18 protein-coding genes are annotated in these 20,535 nt (G+C 66.9%); 13 read left to right on the top strand and 5 right to left on the bottom strand.

Annotated elements, in window-relative coordinates:
* Window positions 1-29: 29 nt before the first annotated feature.
* The 6 genes from ABEA50_RS22225 to ABEA50_RS22200 all read left to right on the top strand — a co-directional run bounded on the left by ABEA50_RS22225 (window position 30) and on the right by ABEA50_RS22200 (window position 7,064).
* Window positions 30-1,082 (top strand): Gfo/Idh/MocA family protein, encoded by a 1,053-nt coding sequence (locus ABEA50_RS22225; RefSeq protein WP_345497596.1) that lies wholly within the window; start codon window positions 30-32, stop codon window positions 1,080-1,082.
* Window positions 1,083-1,309: 227 nt separating this feature from the next.
* Window positions 1,310-2,200 carry a bile acid:sodium symporter family protein gene (locus tag ABEA50_RS22220; RefSeq protein WP_345497595.1) on the top strand — a complete coding sequence of 297 codons (891 nt, stop codon included), beginning with the start codon at window positions 1,310-1,312 and terminating at the stop codon, window positions 2,198-2,200.
* A 70-nt stretch (window positions 2,201-2,270) separates the two neighbouring features.
* Window positions 2,271-4,124, top strand: a complete 1,854-nt coding sequence (locus ABEA50_RS22215) for a protein kinase domain-containing protein (RefSeq protein ID WP_345497593.1) — start codon at window positions 2,271-2,273, stop codon at window positions 4,122-4,124.
* Window positions 4,125-4,265: 141 nt separating this feature from the next.
* Window positions 4,266-5,063: a M50 family metallopeptidase gene (locus ABEA50_RS22210; protein ID WP_345497591.1), complete on the top strand. Its 798-nt coding sequence runs from the start codon at window positions 4,266-4,268 to the stop codon at window positions 5,061-5,063.
* 49 nt (window positions 5,064-5,112) lie between these two features.
* On the top strand, window positions 5,113-6,030 hold the full coding sequence (locus ABEA50_RS22205; RefSeq protein ID WP_345497589.1) for an LLM class F420-dependent oxidoreductase: 918 nt from the start codon (window positions 5,113-5,115) through the stop codon (window positions 6,028-6,030).
* 173 nt (window positions 6,031-6,203) lie between these two features.
* Window positions 6,204-7,064, top strand: coding sequence for a class I SAM-dependent methyltransferase (locus ABEA50_RS22200; RefSeq protein WP_345497587.1), 861 nt, complete (start codon window positions 6,204-6,206; stop codon window positions 7,062-7,064).
* Between the two features lie 39 nt (window positions 7,065-7,103).
* On the opposite strand, the gene ABEA50_RS22195 is transcribed toward ABEA50_RS22200, so the two are convergent.
* Window positions 7,104-9,197, bottom strand: a complete 2,094-nt coding sequence (locus tag ABEA50_RS22195; RefSeq protein ID WP_345497585.1) for a CocE/NonD family hydrolase — start codon at window positions 9,195-9,197, stop codon at window positions 7,104-7,106.
* A 274-nt stretch (window positions 9,198-9,471) separates the two neighbouring features.
* On the opposite strand from ABEA50_RS22195, the gene ABEA50_RS22190 reads away from it, so the two are divergent.
* Together ABEA50_RS22190 and ABEA50_RS22185 are read left to right on the top strand one after the other, a co-directional pair.
* Window positions 9,472-9,915, top strand: coding sequence for a MarR family winged helix-turn-helix transcriptional regulator (locus ABEA50_RS22190; protein ID WP_345497583.1), 444 nt, complete (start codon window positions 9,472-9,474; stop codon window positions 9,913-9,915).
* A 156-nt stretch (window positions 9,916-10,071) separates the two neighbouring features.
* Window positions 10,072-10,494 carry an organic hydroperoxide resistance protein gene (locus ABEA50_RS22185; protein ID WP_345497581.1) on the top strand — a complete coding sequence of 141 codons (423 nt, stop codon included), beginning with the start codon at window positions 10,072-10,074 and terminating at the stop codon, window positions 10,492-10,494.
* A gap of 81 nt (window positions 10,495-10,575) precedes the next feature.
* Here the strand turns inward: ABEA50_RS22185 and ABEA50_RS22180 are convergent, their stop codons facing one another.
* Window positions 10,576-12,162 (bottom strand): phytoene desaturase family protein, encoded by a 1,587-nt coding sequence (locus tag ABEA50_RS22180; protein ID WP_345497579.1) that lies wholly within the window; start codon window positions 12,160-12,162, stop codon window positions 10,576-10,578.
* 73 nt (window positions 12,163-12,235) lie between these two features.
* On the opposite strand from ABEA50_RS22180, the gene ABEA50_RS22175 reads away from it, so the two are divergent.
* The gene (locus ABEA50_RS22175) at window positions 12,236-12,970 is read left to right on the top strand and encodes a maleate cis-trans isomerase family protein (RefSeq protein ID WP_345497577.1); all 735 of its coding nucleotides are present in this window, start codon (window positions 12,236-12,238) and stop codon (window positions 12,968-12,970) included.
* A gap of 31 nt (window positions 12,971-13,001) precedes the next feature.
* On the opposite strand, the gene ABEA50_RS22170 is transcribed toward ABEA50_RS22175, so the two are convergent.
* The 3 genes from ABEA50_RS22170 to ABEA50_RS22160 form a co-directional block, all read right to left on the bottom strand.
* Complete coding sequence (locus ABEA50_RS22170) at window positions 13,002-14,168, bottom strand: glutathione-independent formaldehyde dehydrogenase (protein ID WP_345497575.1); 1,167 nt, start codon at window positions 14,166-14,168, stop codon at window positions 13,002-13,004.
* A 393-nt stretch (window positions 14,169-14,561) separates the two neighbouring features.
* Window positions 14,562-15,260, bottom strand: coding sequence for a hypothetical protein (locus ABEA50_RS22165; protein ID WP_345497573.1), 699 nt, complete (start codon window positions 15,258-15,260; stop codon window positions 14,562-14,564).
* A gap of 80 nt (window positions 15,261-15,340) precedes the next feature.
* Window positions 15,341-16,273 carry a PDR/VanB family oxidoreductase gene (locus tag ABEA50_RS22160; protein ID WP_345497572.1) on the bottom strand — a complete coding sequence of 311 codons (933 nt, stop codon included), beginning with the start codon at window positions 16,271-16,273 and terminating at the stop codon, window positions 15,341-15,343.
* A gap of 145 nt (window positions 16,274-16,418) precedes the next feature.
* Between ABEA50_RS22160 and ABEA50_RS22155 the strand changes: the two genes are divergently transcribed.
* From ABEA50_RS22155 to ABEA50_RS22140, 4 genes are all read left to right on the top strand, one after another.
* On the top strand, window positions 16,419-17,591 hold the full coding sequence (locus tag ABEA50_RS22155; RefSeq protein ID WP_345497571.1) for an acyl-CoA dehydrogenase family protein: 1,173 nt from the start codon (window positions 16,419-16,421) through the stop codon (window positions 17,589-17,591).
* 195 nt (window positions 17,592-17,786) lie between these two features.
* Window positions 17,787-18,311, top strand: a complete 525-nt coding sequence (locus tag ABEA50_RS22150) for a YiiD C-terminal domain-containing protein (protein WP_345497570.1) — start codon at window positions 17,787-17,789, stop codon at window positions 18,309-18,311.
* On the top strand, window positions 18,308-19,201 hold the full coding sequence (locus ABEA50_RS22145) for an alpha/beta hydrolase family protein (RefSeq protein WP_345497569.1): 894 nt from the start codon (window positions 18,308-18,310) through the stop codon (window positions 19,199-19,201). The genes ABEA50_RS22150 and ABEA50_RS22145 overlap by 4 nt, the downstream gene beginning before the upstream one ends.
* Window positions 19,202-19,210: 9 nt before the next feature.
* Entirely contained in the window at window positions 19,211-20,368 is a 1,158-nt protein-coding gene (locus ABEA50_RS22140) for an ABC transporter ATP-binding protein (RefSeq protein WP_345497568.1), read from the top strand.
* Window positions 20,369-20,535: the final 167 nt, after the last annotated feature.

Genomic DNA, 20,535 nt, shown 5'->3' with positions numbered 1-20,535 from the left:
ACCACCACGTCGCGGGTAGCGTTCCCGGCATGAGCACACTCGACGTCGCGATCATCGGATACGGCCTGGCCGGATCGGTATTCCACGCGCCGCTGGTCGCCGCACAGCCACGGATGCGGGTGGCGGCCGTCGTGACCTCCTCGGCCGAGCGTGCTGATCAGGCGAGAGCCGAGTACCCCGGGGTGCGCGTGCTGGCCGACGCCGACGCGGTGTTCACCGACGCCGCACGTTACGACCTGGTGGTCATCGCCACCCCGAATCGCGCACACGCACCGTTGGCCGTGCGGGCCATCGAGGCGGGACTGCCCGTGGTGGTGGATAAGCCGCTCGCGGTCACGGTCGCCGAGTGCGAAGATCTCATCGCGCGCGCCGAGCGGGCGAACGTCGCGTTGACGGTCTTCCAGAACCGCCGCTGGGACGGCGATTTCCTGACCGCGCGACGGCTGATCGACAACGGAAGCCTCGGCGAGATCCGTCGTTTCGAGTCTCGTTTCGAACGCTGGCGGCCGGTGTCCAAGGGCGGTTGGCGTGAGGTCGGCACCGACGCCGACGGTGCCGGGCTGCTTTTCGATCTCGGCAGCCACCTCGTCGACCAGGCGCTCACCCTGTTCGGTCCGGTCGACTCGGTGTACGCCGAACTCGATCGACGACGCCAAGACATCAGCACCGACGACGATGTATTCGTCGCGCTCACCCACACCAACGGGGTGCGTTCACACCTGTGGGCCAGTGCGGTGGCGCCGCAACTCGGCCCGCGCCTTCGGGTACTCGGCTCCGAAGCGGGTTACCTCACCTACGGTCTCGACCCACAGGAAGCGGCACTGCGCTCCGGCCGCCGTCCCGACGACGGAAACCCTTGGGGCTTGGTAGATCCCGGCGATTACGGCATCCTCGGCGCGGCCCCCGATTTCACGCCGGTTCCGACGCTGGCAGGCGACTACCCCGCGTTCTACACCGCGCTCGCGGCAGCACTATTGGACGGCGAGGCTGTTGCTGTGCCACCCGCCGAAGCGTCGGCGGTCCTGCGCGTCCTCGAACAAGCCCGGCGCAGCGCGCGAACAAACACCGTCGTTACGGATTAGCGGCGAGGCTGTTGCTGTGCCACCCGCCGAAGCGTCGGCGGCCCTGCGCGTCCTCGAACAAGCCCGGCGCAGCGCGCGAACAAACACCGTCGTTACGGATTAGCGGCGAGGCTGTTGCTGTGCCACCCGCACTCGCCGCACGATTGCGGTTGTCCGGTGCCGGTTGCGCTGGCTAACGTCGAGCCGACGATATCTGCCGATGCGCGTCGGCACGGGAGGAGACCAGCATGGGTTCAACGGCTTTCGCGGTGTTTCTTCCGCTCGCCCTCGCCTTGGTGATGTTCGGGCTCGGGCTCACCTTGACCGTCGGCGATTTCGCGAGGGTACTGCGCTTTCCGAAGGCGGCAGTGATCGCGCTGGTGTGTCAGATGATCGTGTTGCCGGTGATCTGCCTCGGGCTGATCTCCTTGTTCCGGCTGCACGGTGCGCTCGCGGTGGGGATGCTGCTGCTGGTGGCCTCCCCCGGCGGGCCGTCGGCGAACCTGTTCAGCCATATCGCGGGGGGCAATGTGGCGCTGAATATCACGCTCACCGCCATCAATTCGGTGCTCGCGGTGTTCACCTTGCCGTTGGTGGTCGCGCTCGGCTCGACGCTGTTTCTCGACGACGACGCCGCGGTCGGCCTGCGCCCGGACAAGTTCGCCCAGGTGTTCGCGGTGGTGCTGATCCCCGCCGCGATCGGCATGCTGGTGCACCACCGATTCACCGCGTGGGCGCAACGCATGCGCGGAGCAGTCAAGATCGTGTCGATCGTGGTGTTGGCGTTGGTGGTGGTCGCCGCGGTCGCCAAGAACTTCGACACCCTTACCGAGAACATCGGCACACTCAGCGCCATATGTCTGCTGCTGTCCACATTGAGCTTGCTCATCGGCTATTTCGTGCCGCGACTGTTCTCGATCGACACCGATCAGGCGATTGCCTCGGCCATGGAGATCGGCGTGCACAATGCCGCCGTCGCGATCGCCGTCGCCGGATCCGTGCTGCACAGTGAAGCGATGGCAGTGCCGCCCGCGGTATACGGGGTGCTGATGAATGTGCCCGCCGCGATCGCGGCCTACCTGCTGGCCCGGCGGCTGCGCCAGGGCGTCGCGACGCCGGTCCCCAGCGTCGCCAGCTGAGATCGGGGCAGATCCGACCGGCGGGGCGAGCGTGCTGCTCCCCGCTGGGTACTCTGCTTGGGTTCGAAGGATGGGAAGGGACGACCGAGCGATGCGACCGATCGGCGTGGATGATCCGACGCGGATCGGCGACTACCGCATCCTCGGCCTGCTCGGATCCGGTGGTATGGGCCGGGTGTATCTCGGGCGCAGTGCGGGTGGACGCACCGTCGCTGTCAAGGTGGTACGCCCGGATTTGTTGGGCGACAACGAATTCCGTGCGAGATTTCGCCGCGAGGTCGCGGCCGCCGCACGTGTCGACGGCAAGTTCACCGCGCCGGTGCTCGACGCGAACGTCGACGCTGATCCGCCGTGGCTCGCCACCGGCTATGTGCCGGGACCTTCGCTGACCGAGGCGGTCGAGCGCTACGGACCGCTCTCGCGCGATTCGCTGGTGGTGCTCGCCCGTGGCCTCGCCGAAGCGTTGGTCGCCGTCCACGCGGCCGGAGTGATCCACCGCGATCTCAAGCCCTCGAATGTCTTGCTGACTCTCGACGGCCCCCGGGTGATCGATTTCGGGATCGCCCGCGCGGTCGATGACAGCGTGCTGACCACGACCGGAAAGGTCGTCGGCTCACCGGCGTTCATGTGTCCCGAGCAGGCGAGCAACGAGCCCGTCGGCCCCGAGGGCGATGTGTTCGCGCTGGGCGGTGTGCTTGTCTTCGCGGCGACCGGGCACGGCCCCTTCGGTGGCGACGAGATGATGCGGGTGCTCTGGCGGGTCGTCTACGAACCGCCGCGACTCGACGGCCTTCCCGACTCGTTGCGCCCCTTGGCGGCCGCGTGTTTGGCGAAGGACCCGGCCGCGCGACCGACGCCGAGCGACATCGTCGCCGAGCTGGCGCGGCTCGGCCCGTCCGAGCGTGGCGGCTGGCTACCCGGCGCCGCGGTGGCGGAGATCGGCAGACGCATGGCGCTGCTGCTCGACCTCGAGACACCACCCGAGGCTGGAATGCCGACTGGGTCCACTACCAGGGCAACGTCGACCGACCCGTCGCGCTCGAACGCGGCGGTGCCAGCACGAGACCCGTCACATTCGACCACGACACAAGACCGGGGAGAGCCGCCCCCGGCAGACCTGTCACACGCAATCACGTCGCACGACCGACGCGATCCACACTCACCGAACCACTCACCCTCGATCAGCACACAAGACCACCGCGATCCACACTCACCAAACCAGGCACTCTCAACCACCACACAGGACCGCCGCGATCCACCGGACCCATCACGCGCAACCACGACGCATGTGCGGCTCGGGCCACCAGCTGGTCCACCGACGTATTCGGCCTCGGCGCACACCGACCGCGCGAGCATGATCCCCGGTCGGCCCACCCCGCCCGGAAACAGCATCGGCACCCGCGCTCGGGTCGCGCTCGGCGCGGGTGCGGTACTTGTCGCCGTAGCCGTGGCCACCGCCGCGTTCGTCGTCGGGACGCAGTTGCGGGACAACAACGCCGCGACCACTCCCGATCAATCACCGTTGACCACCGTCGACGCACCGAGCAGCACCGTGCGGCGATCTGCTGGCCCGGCCAGCACAGAAGTGCCCGCGGCGTTCGTCGGCGATTGGCAGGGCACCGCGCAAGATGGCATGGTCGCCTTCGACATCGAGCTGAGTATTCACGGTGGCGCCGTCGGCGACGAGGTCGCCACCTCCGCGAACATCGGCACGACCTTCGGCACCCGCTGCGAGCGCACCGAACGGCTCGACACCGCGACGGCCACCGAACTCGGTTTCACCGCAAGGCTTTCCGGCGGTGCGAGCGACTGCACCGACGACGGCAAGGCTTCGACCATCACCCTGCGCCAGGACGGCACCCTGTCCTACCGCACTCCCGGCGCGCTCGGTGGCACCATCTCGGGCACGCTGCGCCAGAACTAGCCGGCCCACAACTAGCGGGCCACCGCCGACGGACCCGCGGACACGAAGGTGAATCACCCTCTGCGCTCGGCAATGAGCGCCTCCGTTTCGACTACACCGCCGAGTCGCGCGCGTTCGACGTCGGGCCGATAAGGTGCGGCGGTGAACTCAGCGCAGTTGGTCGACCATGGTTCTTCGCTCCTCGACCGCCTCACGACCACCCAGGCGCAGCCGCCGTGGTGGTTGGTGGCGGGTGCCGCGGTGGTCGCACTGCTGTTGGTCGGTTACACCCCGGTCTGGCGGATCACCCGCAATGTGGTCACCATCGCGCACGAGGGCGGGCATGCCTTGGTCGCCCTGCTCACCGGGCGCAGACTCAACAGCATCCGATTGCATTCCGACACTTCGGGTCTCACCGTATCGAGCGGAAAACCCTACGGCCTCGGCATGATTCTCACCGCCATGGCGGGCTATCCCGCGCCACCACTGCTCGGCCTCGCCTTCGCCGCGTTACTCGGGTCGAGCCGCATCACCTTGATGCTGTGGACGACGATCGTGTTGCTCGCGGTAATGCTGCTCAAGGTGCGCAATGTCTACGGTGTGCTGACCGTCGTCGGCCTCGGTGCGCTGGTGTTCGCGGTGTCCTGGTTCGGCACCGACACATTGCAGGCGGGTTTCGCGTATCTCGCCGCGTGGGTGCTGCTGTTCGCGGGGGCGCGGCCGGTGATCGAGCTGCAACGCGGACGGCGCAGGCAGTTGCGTGGGCGCCACACCGGTGACGTCGACTCCGATGCCGATCAACTGGCCAGGTTGACACACGTGCCCGGCCTGTTCTGGGTGCTCGTCTTCGGCGTCATCGCGGTGGTGTCGCTCGTTCTCGGCGCCGGCCTGTTGGTCTCCGATGCCGCCGAGGTCTGCGTGCCCTTGCTGTCCGACGGGTCCTGCCCGGCACCCGCGTAAGCCCGACCCACGCGGCGACCGGGCGCGGCGATCGAGCACGATGGTGGATATGGAACTACGCATCTTCACCGAGCCGCAGCAGGGTGCGAGCTACGACACGCTCTTGGCCGTGGCCAAGGCCACCGAGGATCTCGGGTTCGACGCCTTCTTCCGCTCCGACCACTACCTCGCGATGGGCGACGCCGACGGACTGCCCGGCCCCACCGACGCGTGGATCACCCTCGCCGGATTGGCCAGGGAAACCAAGCGCATTCGCCTCGGCACCCTGGTCACGGCTGCCACCTTCCGGCTGCCTGGGCCGCTGGCCATCCAGGTGGCCCAGGTCGACCAGATGTCCGGTGGCCGAGTGGAACTCGGGCTGGGCACCGGCTGGTTCGCCGACGAGCACACCGCTTATGGCATTCCGTATCCCGACGACAAGTTCGCCCGCTTCGAGGAGCAGCTCGCAATCGTCACCGGGCTCTGGGGGACCCCGCAGGGCGAGACCTTCTCCTTCGACGGCAAGCACTTTCAGCTCGCCGACTCCCCCGCGCTGCCCAAGCCGGTGCAGCAGCCGGTGCCGGTGCTGATCGGTGGACTCGGCGCTACCCGGACGCCACGCCTGGCCGCCGAGTACGCCACCGAGTTCAATATTCCGTTCGCCTCGGTCGAGGACAGCGCGCAGCAGTTCGATCGGGTGCGCGCGGCAGCCAAGGAGCGCGGGCGCGGCGACGACCTGGTGTATTCCAACGCGCTGGTCGCCTGTGTCGGCGCGAACGACGCCGAGGTCGCGCGCCGTGCCGCCGTCATCGGCCGTGCGGTCGATGAGTTGAAGGCCAACGGTCTCGCCGGTTCCCCCGCCGAGGTGGTCGAGAAGATCGGCCGGTATCGGGAGATCGGAGCCAGCCGGGTGTATTTGCAGATTCTGGATCTGGCCGATCTCGATCACCTCGCGCTGATCGCCGAGCAGGTATTGCCGCAGGTGTGAACACTTCGCGACGAGGCCGGGTACGCACCAGAACCCGGCCACGTCCGGAATGTCGGCTATTCAGCGGTCCGTACGAAATGTCCTGTCTCACAAGATATGCCGTGAGAACCCTCACGCTCCTGTGTGCGTAGCTACCGCTGCGCGCGCCTGTACTCGCGAGTATTTTTGGGCGTATGCAGACCGGTCAACCCAGTCAGACTGCCTTCGCCGCCGCCTACGCTCGCGCCTATCACCAAGAGTTCGAAGATCTGCGAATCTTCACCGACCCGCTGGCCACTGCCATCATCGGTGAACAGACGGAGGATTTCTTCGCCGTCGCCAGCCACATGTTCGGTGACCTGCCCGAGAACCAAACCTTGCGTGACCAAGCGCATTTGATGGTCGCCGCCCGCGCGCGCTTGGCGGAGGACACCGTCGCCGCGGCCGTCGAGAACGGAACAACACAGGTGGTCGTCCTCGGCGCCGGTCTGGACACCTTCGCCTACCGCAACCCCTTCCCCGGCCTCCAGGTCTTCGAGGTGGATCACCCCGACACCCAGGCATGGAAGCGCGAGCGCCTCGCCGCCGCCGATATCGCCGTCCCCGAAACCCTCACCTTCAGCCCGGTCGACTTCGAAACCGGCACCCTGGCCGACGGTCTCGCCGCGGCCGGGTTCCGCCGCGACGAACCAGCGGTGTTCGTCTGGCTCGGCGTGGTGATGTACCTGACCCTCGAATCCATCCGTGCCACACTGCGTTTCATTATCGAGCAGCCGGGCCCGACCTCGGTCGTCATCGACTACCTCGGCCCGCTGTCCAGCGTCGCGGCCGAGCACAGGGAAGCGATGGCCGCCAGCGCCGAGCTCATCGCGGGAATCGGCGAGCCGGTGCTGAGCTACTTCACCCCCGAGGAGATCGATGCGGAGCTGCGCGTGGCCGGATTCGACAAGGTCGAGAACTTCAATCCTCCGGCGCTGATCGCCGAGTACCTCGACCGCCCCTCCGACGACACCAACTCGATGGGCGCGGGCTTCGTACGCGCGACCCACCTCTGATCGCTTCGTACCAAACGCATTCCGCGATACCAGCGCCGATCAGCCGATCGGCTTGGTACTCGGGATGTTCAGGAAGCTCGGCGCACTCGGGTCGAGACGCAGGTGCTGCGGTTTCAACTCGGTGTTGTTGAGCATGGGGCGAAATGCCAACGCCTTCGGGGAGTTTCCCGCGAATACGTCCACCCGCAGCCGGTGCCCCGGCTGCAGGACCGCCTGCGTCGGAATGATGGCGACGTCGAGTTCGACGGGTTCGCCGGGGACCACCGCAAGCATGCTGTCGAGGGTGAGCGGGTTGTAGGGCGCGGTGAAATCGCCGTTACCCGAACGCACACTTCTTGCCTCGTCGACCCCGCGCATCGACGCGGTGAGCTGACCCGTGCTCAACACCGTCGAAACACCGTCGGGTGAAACATCATTCACCGTAACGCTCCAGTAGCCGTCCTCGGCGTCGTGCACGGTGTTCAGATGCGCGTTGATCGGACCCGAGATCACCGTGGGTTCCTCGACCGGCGCCGTGGTAAAAGTGAGGGCGTCCCGTTCGGCGATTCGCGAATCCTTCGCGCATTGGTCCAGGACTGCGGCGATTCCCGCCGACCCCTGTGCGGTGTCACGCGAACAGGCATTGGAGATTCCCGGTGCCACCGTGAGCGTCTCGGATTCCGGTGCGACGCCGGTGGTCAGCGAGCCGTCGTGACGACTGTCGGTGGTGCTGCCGCTCGCCGCGGGCGACAGATACATGCGCCGGTGGTTGACGTCGGTCTGCGGGAACTGTCCGTGGGTCACCCAGCCGCCACCCTGCTCCCACACGGTGACCGGGCCGAAGCTGTCGGTTCCGTGGTCGATGTTCTTGAGCCACTTGTCGAACCACACCCGCTGCAATACCTCGAGCCGCGGCGGTGCGCCCGGAGCACCTGTTCCCGCACCGGGATTCGCGTGATAGGTGTCGCCGACGATCAGCTGCTTCTCCCCCGCGGGCAACGGGATCTCGTTGTACAGTTTGGTCGCGCTGTTGGCGAAGATGTCGTGCCAGCCGCCGTAGACGAAGGTCGGCACGTTCACACGCTCGGGATGGCCGAGGATGCCCTGCCGGAAGGGACTGTTCTCGTCCAGCACCGAGGCCAGCGCGGGCGGAATCTCGTTGAGCGTCGGGGTGAGCAACGCCTGGGTGAGCAGGTCGTAGTTGCTGGCGGGTTCCTTCGCGCGGTCGCGCAGCCACGTCCAGTCGAACGTGCCGTTGAACATCGAGGCCACGTCCGGGATGAGCTTCAACTGGTTGACATTGCTCAGCCACAACGGAAGAAACGTGGTGCCGATCCCGCCGCCGGGTGCCACGACGTCACGCATCAGGTCGCTACCGGCCTCTACCGGGAAGATCGCCTTCAATGCCGACGGCGCGTCCTCGGCCGCGCGCAGCTGATTGATCCCCGCGTACGAGCCACCGCTCATCGCCACCTGCTTGTCCGAAAATGGTTGCGCCGCAGCCCACTCGATGACCTCACGGGTGTCGAGCTGCTCGCGTGCACCCAATGTGTCCCAAATTCCCTGGGAGAAGCCGGTACCGCGCACGTCGACGACGACCTCGGTGTAGCCGCTGCGAATCAGGTTGCGGTCCAGCCCCAGTACCGTCTGCACGGTGCCGCCGTCGAGTGCGTGCAGCAGGTCTTCGAAGCCACTGATCGGCGTCCCGGACAGGTTGATGCGCCGCACGATGTCCATGGTCATCTGTTGCAGGCCGGGGGCCGACATCGCCGAATCCACCAGATTGGTCAGCAGTTTCGTGTACGGCGTGAGGTTGACGATGGTGGGCAACGGCGCGGACTCGACCGTGCCGTCGGCCTTCACCGGCCGGTAGACGTTGGCCTTCAACACGACTCCGTCGGACATCGTGATCGGGACATCCGAGTCGATGCGCACATCGGGATACGGCTGCGGCCCGTCGTGTAATGCGGTCCAGTCCTCGGCCCGCGCGTCGCCGGTCGCCGGTTGCGCGACGGTGGGTTGCGCGTCGCCGGTAGCAGCGGGTTGCGCCGCAACGGGTCCTGCCGTGACGCCGACGCAGACGAGGATGGTGACCACAACCATCGCCCGAATCGTGTGCGCGATCGCCTGTGCCACTTCACGCCCCGCCGTCATCGCTCTCCTCGCTGGGGTCGGCATCGACGCGATACCGACACGTTGCGGACTGGTAAGTCCTCCGACTGGGCTGTGAACGTAGCAACAGTTATGCGGATTTCACGTGAAGCGCGGTCGCTTCGGTTTGTCGGGGCTCGAGCCGCTCGGAGCGAACATCCAGCCGCCGCGCATTTTCCGGCTGTTGAACCCGGAGCCCACCGCATCGCGAGGCAACTCGCGAGACGGCAGCGTTATTTATATTGTGCACAACTATATTGTGAGCTATATTTGTCGCATGACCGATCCACTCACCCTCGACGAGCAGCTCTGCTTCCCGCTGTACGCGGCGTCGCGGGCGATGACGGCGGTCTACCGACCCAAGCTCGAACGGCTCGGAGTGACCTACCCGCAATACCTCGTGCTCATGGCACTATGGGAGCGCGACGGTCGCAGCGTCGGCGACCTGTCCACCGCGCTCGCACTTGATTCCGGCACACTGTCTCCGCTGCTCAAGCGATTGGCGGCGACGGGACTCGTACACCGACGCCGCAGTAACACCGATGAGCGCAGGGTCGAGATCCAACTCACCGAACGCGGGCAAGGCCTGCGGGCCGAGGCGGCCTGCATCCCGGCCGAAATGAGCGAGGCCAGTGGCCTTTCCGAAGCAGAATTTCTGACGCTGCGCGCCATGCTTCGCCGCTTGAGCACCGCACTGCAGTCGACAGGAGCAGCCACATGACCGGATGCCTCGACGCGGAACGCACGGCTGTCCCGCAATACCCACAGCATCGACCAGCCGCCGGGCCCGAGCTAGCAGGACCCATCGGTTGCGCCCCATCGCTCTGAATATGCAGGGCACCGACCTCAGATACCTGTCAACCTAGGGAGAACATCCATGAAGGTCCTGTACACCGCCGAAGCGCTCGCCACCGGCGACGGCCGCAACGGCCACGCCCGCAGCACCGACGGCAAGATCGATGTGAACCTGAACGCGCCGGAGTCGATGGGCGGCAGCGGGGTCGGCACCAACCCGGAGCAGCTTTTCGCCGCAGGCTACGCGGCCTGCTTCCACTCGGCGCTGCGCCTGGTCGGTGGGAAGGCCAAGGCGAACATCGACGACTCGGCGGTCGGCGCGAAGGTGAGCATCGGCCCGAACGACGCGGGCGGCTTCGAACTCGCGGTCGTCCTCGAGGTGACGCTGCCGAACCTGAGCAAGGACGAGGCACAGCAGTTGGCCGACCAGGCGCACCAGGTGTGCCCGTACTCCAATGCCACGCGGGGCAATATCGACGTGCAGGTTGTTGTCGCCGAGGACTGAACTACCGAGCAGCGAACTACCGAAAACCGAACTGTTCGCTCGTGCGACAGCACGCGAACGAACATCGACGCGGCGCGAGCCTCACGCGCCGCGTCGATCCGTTTCCAACACGGCCATGGCCGCATTGTGGCCAGGAATGCCGCTCACCCCGCCGCCTCGAACCGCGCCAGCTCCGCACAGATACACATTGCGCAGACCGGTCGCCACACCCCAACGGGTAGCCGAATCGTTCGCCGTATCTTCGGCATCGTCGGCAAGATACGGAAAAGTCAAGTCCCCATGGAAGATATGCCCGCCGGGCAGGCCTACCTCGCGCTCCAGCTCCACCGGCGTCTTCGCTTCCAGGCACGGTTCGCCGTTTCCGTCGACGGCAAGGCACTCCGAAATCGGCTCGGCGAGCACAGCATCCAGCTGTGCGAGGGTCGCACGCACCACTTCCGACTTGGCGGCCTCCGGGTTCTTCTCGAAAAGCTTTGCCGGAGTGTGTAATCCGAACAAAGTCAAGGTCTGTGCCCCCTGCTCGGTCAGCTCCGGCGACAGGATCGATGGGTCGCTGAGAGTGTGGCAGTAGATCTCCGAGGGCGGCGCGGACGGGAGCCGCCCGATCGCCGCCTCCCCGTAGGCGCGGTCCAGCTGAGCGTACGACTCGGCGATGTGGAAGGTGCCCGCGAAGGCTTCGCTCGGGTCGACACCAGCATCGCGCAGTCGAGGCAGACGGCGCAGCAACATATTGATCTTCAATTGCGCACCTTGGGGTTTCGAGGCCGACGGTCGACCGAGCAGCCGATCGAGCTCGTAGGGTGCCGCGTTCACCAGCACATGTCGCGCACCCACCACGGCGTCCCCGAATCGCACCTCGGCACCGGCACCGTCGGTCTCGATCGCGGTCACCTCGGCGTCGGTGACGATCTCCGCCCCCGCCGAACGCGCCGCGGTCGCGAGCGCGTCGGTGAGCGCCCCCATGCCGCCGACCGGCACATCCCAGTCGCCGGTCCCGCCGCCGATCACGTGATAGAGAAAGCACCGGTTCTGTCGCAACGACGTGTCGTGCGCGTGGGTGAAGGTGCCGATCAGCGCGTCGGTGAGGACGACACCGCGCACTGTGTCGTCGGCGAAACTCGACTCGATGTACTCCCCCAGCGGGCGCTCGAACACCGCCCGCCACAATGCGGCGTCGTCGACGACGCGTTCGAGCTCCGGCCGCGTCGGCAACGGCTCGGTCATGGTCGGGAACACCCGCTCGGCCATCCGCGCGGTCGACTCGTAGAACCGTTGCCACGCTTGATGTTCGCGCGACGACCCGGTGAGCCGCGCGAAGCTCTCGCCGGTACGCGTGGTCGAGGCGTTGTCGATCAGCAGACCGGTGTCACCGACCGGAGTGTAGGAGGAGATCTGGCGTCGCCGGGTCGCGAACGTCAGTCCGAGTTCCCGCACGATCTGATCGGGCAGCAGACTCACCAGATACGAGTAACGCGAAAGCCGAGCGTCTACGCCCTCGAACACCCGCGCCGATACCGCGGCCCCACCTGTGCTGGCCTGCCGTTCCAGCACCAGCACCGTACGACCCGCCTTCGCCGCGTACGCGGCCGCGACCAACCCGTTGTGCCCACCCCCGACGACAACCACATCGTAGGAAGAACGCGACGGCTTCGACAGGCTCGATTCCATACCGCATCGTTAGCACGAATCGGCGAGGCCGCAGGGATTTCGGGGTGATGTGTCACGTGGTATCCGTGGAGGTATGACGGAAATTCCAGCGGGTCCGCAGCCACAGATCGGGATCGGCGTCGTCGCGTCGTTCGACTTCAATCGAGACCGCGAGCTCTGGCGCTGGGCACCGGAGAGCACGTCACTGTTCCTCTCGCGCACCGACCCCGCGCCGAGCTGGGAGGGGTTGGCTCTGGTCACGGCGTTGAATCGACCCGAAGTACTGACCAGAGCGACCCGCGAACTGCGCACGCTGCAGGCGGAATCGTTCGTATATCTGTGCACCGCGTGCAGTTTCATCGGCGGAATCGAGGGCGAGGCCGCGTTGCGACGGGCCATGCTCGACGAGGGTGCACCGCATGCCACCACCACCTCCGGTGCCGCCGTCGCCGCATTGCACGCCGTCGGTGCGCGCCGAATCGCGGTCGCACACCCCTACATCGACGCGGTCGGCGAACGCCTACGCGGTTTCCTCACCGCCTCCGGTTTCGAGGTCGTCAGCCAGTTGGGCCTCGGCCTGCAGCCCGCCGAGATCCCCCTGGTGCCCTACGACCGGGTGGCCGAATTGATCAGGCGCACCGACCATCCCGACGCCGACGCCCTCTTCGTCAGCTGCACCGGTCTCGCCACCTACGACCTCATCGCACCGCTGGAACGCGAACTCGGCAAACCGATCGTCACCGCGAACCAGGCCACCGTCTGGGGTGCGCTGCGCGCGCTCGGCTTGACCGCGGTCGGACCGGGCCAGCGCCTGGTCGAGGTCGGGTGAGCACTGCGCGAGACCGACACCAGTCGGCGGGTCACGACACGCCCGCCGTCGTCGCGAAGTCGGGTTTGAGGACGACCTTCGTCCACCCCGCGTCGCGATCGTCGAAGTGCCGGTAGCCGCTGGCCGCCTCGCTCAGCGGGAGTTCATGGGAGACGATCCAGGACGGCTTAGCCTTGCCTTCGTGGATCAGATCGCGCAGGCCGCGGTTGTAGCTCTTTACGTTCGCCTGCCCCGTTCCCATGGACTGGCCGCGGAACCAGAACTGACCCATGTCGAAATCGATCCGCCCCCGCCTGCTTTCGGCATCCCGCGCACCGGGGTCCTGCGGCAGGTAGAGGCCGACTACGCCGATACCGCCGGTGAATTTCACCGACCGCACCAGATCGTTGAGCACCATCGCGGGATTCTCATTGCCCTGGGGGTCGTGGGCTTGGTAGCCGATGCATTCGCAGCCACGGTCGGCACCCTTGCCGTGGGTGCGGTCGAGGATCTGGTCGACGGCGGGCGCGGCGGAATCGTCGATCGGCTCCACGCCGATCTGCTCGGCCAACCGCAGCCGATCCGGTTGACGGTCGACGATCATCACCTTGCCGGCACCCTTGAGCATCGCCGAGTACGCGGCCATCAGGCCGACCGGGCCCGCACCGTAGATCACCACGGCGTCACCGGCGCTGACCCCGGCGAGTTCGGTGCAGTGCCATCCGGTCGGAAAGACATCCGACAGCATGACGTAGTCGTTCTCTTTCTCCTGCGCGTCCTCCGGCAGCTTCAGGCAGTTCGAGTCACCGAACGGCACCCGCAGGTATTCGGCCTGGCCACCGTTGAACGGTCCCATCCCGGCGAAGCCGTAGGCCGCACCGGCCATGTCGGGGTCGGGATTGTTGGTCAGGCAATAGGCGGTCAGTCCGTTCTCGCAGTTGCGGCAGAACCCACAGCTGATGTTGAACGGCAGACACACGCGGTCGCCGACCCGCACCGAGACGACGCCGGACCCGACCTCCACCACCTCCCCCAGGTTCTCGTGCCCAAGCACCCGCCCGGTCTCCATGGCGGTCCGCCCCTCGTACATGTGCAGGTCGGACCCGCAAATATTGGTGGCGGTGATCCGCACGAGCACATCGGTCGGTTGTTCGATCCTGGCGTCGGGTACTTCTTCGACGCGGACTTCCTTGGGGCCTTCGTACACAACAGCTCGCATGATCATCTCCTGAGCGCCACCGCGATGGCGGCGGCGAAGAGTGGGGTGTGCTGCCTGTGTCTGACATCTCGCGTCGTAGTCGCGTAGCTGCGAGAACGCGGCTCGACCGTCTACCCGTCGCGCTGAGATCGGCGCCGACTTATGGCCGTGAGGCGGAAGGTGGACGCCGCTGCTGCGATCAACTGTTCTCCCGCGCGCAGTCTCCGTCAACCCTCGACCACGAGTCGAGGCGAGGAGCCGCCGACCTCGGCACGCCCGGCCCACCCCGCGCTCGTGCGCCCGACGCGATGGCCCCGCCGAACCCCGGAGATGGCGAGAACCCCGCCCTGTCGAGGACAGACAGGACGGGGTCGGGTGTCCCCCAACGATGCTCGTCGGGATCTTCGCCACTACCTACTTCGCGGGCTGGACGCTCGGTTGGTTGATAGTGGTGAAGTACTGGATGGCCGCACCGATCGCGACCGGTGCGGTCACGAAGATCTGACCAGCGACGGTGCCGATCGCGCCGATCGCGAGCACGCCACCGAGGCAGCCGATGGCGGCGGCCGGGATGAACGGACCGAACAGGCCGACAATGGTGGCCGAGGCGACCGTGGCGCCCGCGATGCCACCGAGCACGCATCCCACGGCGCCGCCGCCGATGCCGCCAACCAGGGTGCCGATGGAGGCGCCCATGCTGATGGTGCTGGTCATCCGGCTCCAGGCCGCCTGCTCACGCTCGTAGTCGGTCTTCCACGGTGCCTTGTCCTCGAAGGGGAGGGCGACCGGCTTGTAGGTCGCGTGCGCCATGTCGAGCTGCGGGGTCAGGGTCGCCGAGCGATCCGCGATGTCGGCGGCGATCGGGAACTCGAAGTCGTCGACGCGGAAGGTCAGCGGGGTGCCCGCCAGGGTGGTGCCGTCGGCGGCCTTGATCTTGAAGACGCCGTCTTCGTTGACCATCGAACCGGCATCGATCTTGATGATGGTGGTGGTGTCGGTGTGATCGGCGGTGAAGCCGATCGCCTCCTCGCCGCCGGGCTGCGCGGTCGCAGCTCCGGACGCGATACCGAGTGCGGCGGCCAGTCCTGCGGCCACCGCAACGAATTTCCTCATCGTCTGTGTTTTCCTCTCCGATTTTCTCGAGATCCGGCGCGTCGAGCGCACCGTGTGCCGACACCGAACGGGTCGACAAGTCAGATATCCAGGACCAGCACCCCGGACCTGGCACGGGAGACACACAGCATCATGGTGTCGCCGCGCGCCTGTTCCTCGGCGGTCAGCAGCGAGTCGCGATGGTCGATATCGCCTGCGCGCACCGGGGTTTCGCAGGTGCCGCAGGTGCCTTCGCGGCAGGAGGTGATCAGCGCGACACCCGCGGACTCCAGTACGTCGGCGATGGATTGGTTCGGGCCGACGCGCAGCGTCCTGCCGGTCGAAGCGAGCCGCACCTCGAACTCCGTGTCCGGCGCGTGCTCGACGACCTTGGGTACGAAACGCTCCACGTGCACCGACGCACCGCGCTCAGCGCCCACCGCCTCCAGGGCGGACAGCAACGGTTCGGGACCACAGCAATACACGACGGCCGCTGGGTGCGCGTCGAGAATGCTCGCCAGCGGCAATAATCCGTGTTCGTCCTGTGGCAGCAGCGCAGAATCCGGGTACCGGCTGGTGATCTCCTCGGTGAAAGCCATGTGGCCGCGCGTCCTGCCGCCGTAGTACAACCTCGCGCGCGCACCCTGGCGTTGCGCCGCCGCCAGCATCGGCAGAATCGGCGTGATCCCGATCCCCCCGGCCACGAATACATAGTCCGCACTGTCGACCAACTCGAAGTTGTTGCGCGGGCCCGAAACCCGCAGCACCGTGTCGACCTCGGCGGTGCGATGCAGATACGCCGAACCACCCCGGCCTCGCGGCTCGTGCAGCACCGCGATGCGCCACCGGCCGCGGTCACCGGGGTCGCCACACAACGAGTACTGCCGCACCCCGGCGTCCCCGACCGCGACGTCGATGTGCGCACCAGGCGTCCACGACGGCAACAACGCACCCGAGACGGCGGCCAACTGGAGCGAGAACACGCCCGCCGCCTCGTCATGTCGGGCGCTCACCCGTACCGGAAACTCCGTCATCTCGTCCCCTCACCGGCTCTCGTCGTCGCGATCACCGTCGCCGACGCCGTGGGGGTCTGTGCGAGAGAAACGGGCAGTCGATTCGCACAATCGACATTGACTATCGCCCCGACCTCGGCTTGCTCGCCCCGCCGACACTTGCGCCATGAGCACAGTGGGCCAATTGGTGGACAAGACCACCCAGTTCATTCGCGAACAGGTCATTCCGGTCGAACGCGAGGTTGTCGTCGACGGCAGGGTGATGGACGACGCGCTGCGGCTCGAGTTGCAGAAGAAGGCCAAGGAAGCGGGCGTATTCGGGCCGCTGTCGGACCCCGAGTACGGCGGCCTCGGCCTCGACACGCGCGCTCAGGCCGCGGTCTTGGAGGCTGCGGGGGCGAGCCTGCTGGGCCCGATCGCGGTGAACGCGTGGGCGCCCGACGACGGCAATATCCACCTGTTGGCCCATGTCGCGAATGCCGAACAGCGGCAACGGTATCTGGCACCGCTGGCCTCGGGTGCGGTGCGTTCGTCGATCGCGATGACCGAGCCGGGTCCCGGCGCTGGTTCGGATCCCGGCATGTTGCAGACGGTGGCCGAGGAAACCGACCGCGGATGGGTGATCAACGGTGCCAAGCACCTGATCACCGGTGCCAAGGGTGCGGCGTTCACCATCTGTGTCGCACGCACCAACGACGGGCCGACGATGTTCCTCGTCGATCAGGACAACCCGGGACTGCGGGTCGGGCGCAGGATGCCGACGTTGGACTACACCAGCGCACCCGGCGGACACTGCGAGGTCACCTTCGCCGACTGCGAGGTGCCGGATGCGGCGGTACTCGGCGAGGTCGGCCAGGGTCTGGCGCTGGCGCAGGTGCGGCTTGCCCCGTCGCGCCTGGTGTTCTGCATGAACTGGTTGGGTCTCGCGGTGCGCGCGCACCACCTGGCCATCGGCCACATCAGCACCCGCACGTCCTTCGGCACACCCATCGCCGAGCACGGAATCGCGCAGGGTCTGGTGGCCGACAGCGAGATCGATATCGCCGCCGCACGCGGCTTGATCCTGCGTGCCGCCGAAACCATCGACGCCAAGGGACCGACGGCCTCGCAAGCAAGGCACGAGGCGTCGATCGCGAAAACCTTCGTCTCCGAGGCGGTCTGGCGGGTGCTCGACCGCGCGGTGCAGCTACACGGTGGACTCGGCGTCTGCGAGGACTACCTGGTGGCGCGGTTCCTGGTGGAGGCGAGGGCATTTCGGATATACGAGGGGCCTTCGGAGGTGTTGCGCTGGTCTATCGCACGTCGCGCGGTACGCACAGCATCGAGCACAGGCAGCTGACTCGGATCTGCGAGGGACCCCTCGGAGATGCCGTGCCAGCTCAACACCCGTCGCGCAGTACGCACAGCACCAAACGCAGGCAGCCGACGTCGAGCACCGCTCACCACCAACGCAGGCAGCCGACATCCAACACAGCCACAAACGTCCAGCACACCGCACCGAACCCAAACCATCCGCCGAGAGGGAGCACAACACATGACCACCCGTGAGATCGCCGGATTCGCCTCCGCCTATCCCGAACTCGACCCCGCCGCCGTCGATTACGAATACCTGCGCGCGGTGTCGCACGATCTGGTGCCGTTCGGTCGCCACATCGGCACGGCGGTGACCGAGGTGAGCGCCGAACGCGCGGTCGTCGAGATCCCCGCCGGTGACACGGTCGGCAACCACATGGGCACCGTGCACGCAGGCGCGTTGTTCACCGCCGCCGATATCGGCGGCGCGGCGGCGTTCGTCGGCGCGGCGGCGACCAGGTTGCACACCGTCGAGCGTCTGGTGCTGCGCACCGCGACCGCGTCCTACCGCAAGCCAGCGATGGGTCGGATTCGCGCGATCGCCACCGTGGATCTGCGCGAGTTGGCCGAGGTGTTGACGGCGACGGTGTCCGGACGCCACGAATTGTCCGGCAAGGCTTCGCTGTTGGACGACCGCGACGTGCTGGTCGCGAAGTTCACCTTCGACTATGTGTGCGACCTCGCGATCGCCGGGGACGACCGGTGACCACCGAAGCCCCGAAGAAGCGCTCTGAATTCAACGCGCTCGAATCGCGGCGGGTCGAGACGGGCGATGGCTGTGTGCTGACACTGCGTTTTCTCCCGAACAGCCGACCCGACGCGCCGGTGGTGCTGATCCTGCCTGCGATGGCGGTCAAGGCCAAGACCTATCTGCCGTTGGCGAAAGCGCTGCACGCCCAGGGTCTTTCGGTCGCCACGGTGGATCTGCGCGCGCAAGGCGAGGCAACGCCACCGTTGGGCGAGCACCGGGATTTCGGCTACCTGGAGCTCTTGGAGACCGATCTGCCCGCGGTGGTCGCGGCGGTGACCGAACGCTTCACCGGCGCCCCGATCCACCTGTTCGGCCACAGCCTCGGCGGACAGCTGGCCCTGCTGTTCGCGGCCGCGAACCCCGACCGCGTGGCCGGGGTGACCGTGATCGGCACCGGCACGGTGTTCTGGTGGGCCTTCGGTCCCCGACGCTGGTTCGAGGCGTTGAGCCAGATCCAATGGATCGGATTGATCGCACGTTGGAAGGGCCACTGGCCCGGCGGGGTGCTCATTCCCGCACCGATGCCGGGCGGGGTGATGCGTGACTGGTCGTGGCATTCGCTGACCAGCTACTACCGACCGAAAGGCACTCGGCGCAAGTACAACTCGCTGCTGCGCGAGCTGACCGCACCGGTACTGGCCATCTCGCTGTCGGAGGATGTGCTCGGCCCGAAGTCGAACGTCGATTTCCTGGTATCGAGGATGCCGAGCGCGCGGGTCAGCAGGTGGCACGCCGACGAGAACTCGACGGTGGCGCACCGCGATCACTTTCTGTGGGTGAAAGACGCACCCGCGATCGCGACGAAAGTCGCGTCATGGATTGACTCCGGCCGGTTGCCGGACTGAGGAGAACTGGTGGCACGACTGCGCATCGAGCAGCTGTCGAAGAAATTCGGCGCCTCGAAAAACGATACCGACGCCGACCCGTACGCCGTGCGCTCGGTGAGCCTGGATATCGCCGACGGCGAGTTCCTGGTACTGCTCGGCCCCAGCGGCTGCGGCAAATCCACTCTGCTGCGCATGATCGCGGGACTGGAGGAGCCGTCGTCGGGTCGAATACTGCTGGACGACAACGACATCACCGACCAGGCACCGCAGCAGCGCGATTTGGCGATGGTGTTCCAGAGCTACGCGCTCTACCCGCACCTCACCGTGGCGAAGAACATCGGATTCCCGTTGCGCGCCAGGCGCACTCCGCGTGCCGCGATCGCCGAACGAGTCGAGCAGGTGGCCGACGTGCTCGGCTTGGGTGAGCTGCTTCGGCGCCGGCCCGCCGCCCTGTCGGGTGGACAGCGGCAGCGCGTCGCGTTGGCGCGCGCCATGGTTCGTGATCCCGGAGCCTTCCTGATGGACGAGCCGCTGTCGAATCTCGACGCCAAGCTACGCAGCGCCACCCGCGCCGAGCTGATCTCGCTGCACCGCCGTCTGGGCGCGACGTTCCTCTACGTCACCCACGATCAGGTGGAGGCGATGACGATGGCCGACCGCATCGCCCTGCTGAATGCGGGCAGGGTGGAGCAACTCGGCACGCCGACCGAGCTGTATGACCGGCCGCATTCCACGTTCGTTGCCGGGTTCCTCGGCTCGCCGCCGATGAATCTTTTCCCCGCCGTGGTCACCGAGCGTGCCGGCGAGCTGTTTCTCGTCGCCGACGGCATCGACACGGCCTTGGGGATCGAGGCGGCCGAGTTCGGCGCGGACGTCGAGGTCACCGCGGGCGTGCGTCCCGAGCAGTTGCGCCTGGATCCCGCCAGTGTGCAGATCCGAGGTAAGGCCACGATGGTGGAGAACCTCGGCAGCGAGGAACTGATCCATTTCAGTACCGGCGAGCACATGCTGTGTGCTCGCGCACCGCGGCCCGCCGGGGTGAACGCCGACGACGCCATCGCGTTGCGCGTGGACCCCGCGCACATTCATTTGTTCGATACCGCCACCGGTTTGCGCATGAGTTGGCACCAGCCACAGCAGGGTTCACTGTTTGAACACCCAGCACCCGCCGTAGCGACTGCCTGATGCTGATGCTGATTATGTCTCCGCGCACGCCACCACACCACCCGACGACGAGAACACCGTGAAACGCACCACACCCTCCCCGGACATGGTGACCACGACCGCCCTCACCCCCACCACGCGCACCGAACTCGGCGCCACCACCACCTGACTTCAATTCTGCTGCCCCA

Origin of the sequence: Nocardia callitridis, assembly GCF_039543305.1 — a bacterium.
Taxonomy (GTDB): domain Bacteria; phylum Actinomycetota; class Actinomycetes; order Mycobacteriales; family Mycobacteriaceae; genus Nocardia; species Nocardia callitridis.
Note: the sequence above shows the minus strand (reverse complement) of the source record. Positions and strands in the feature narration are given on the sequence as shown.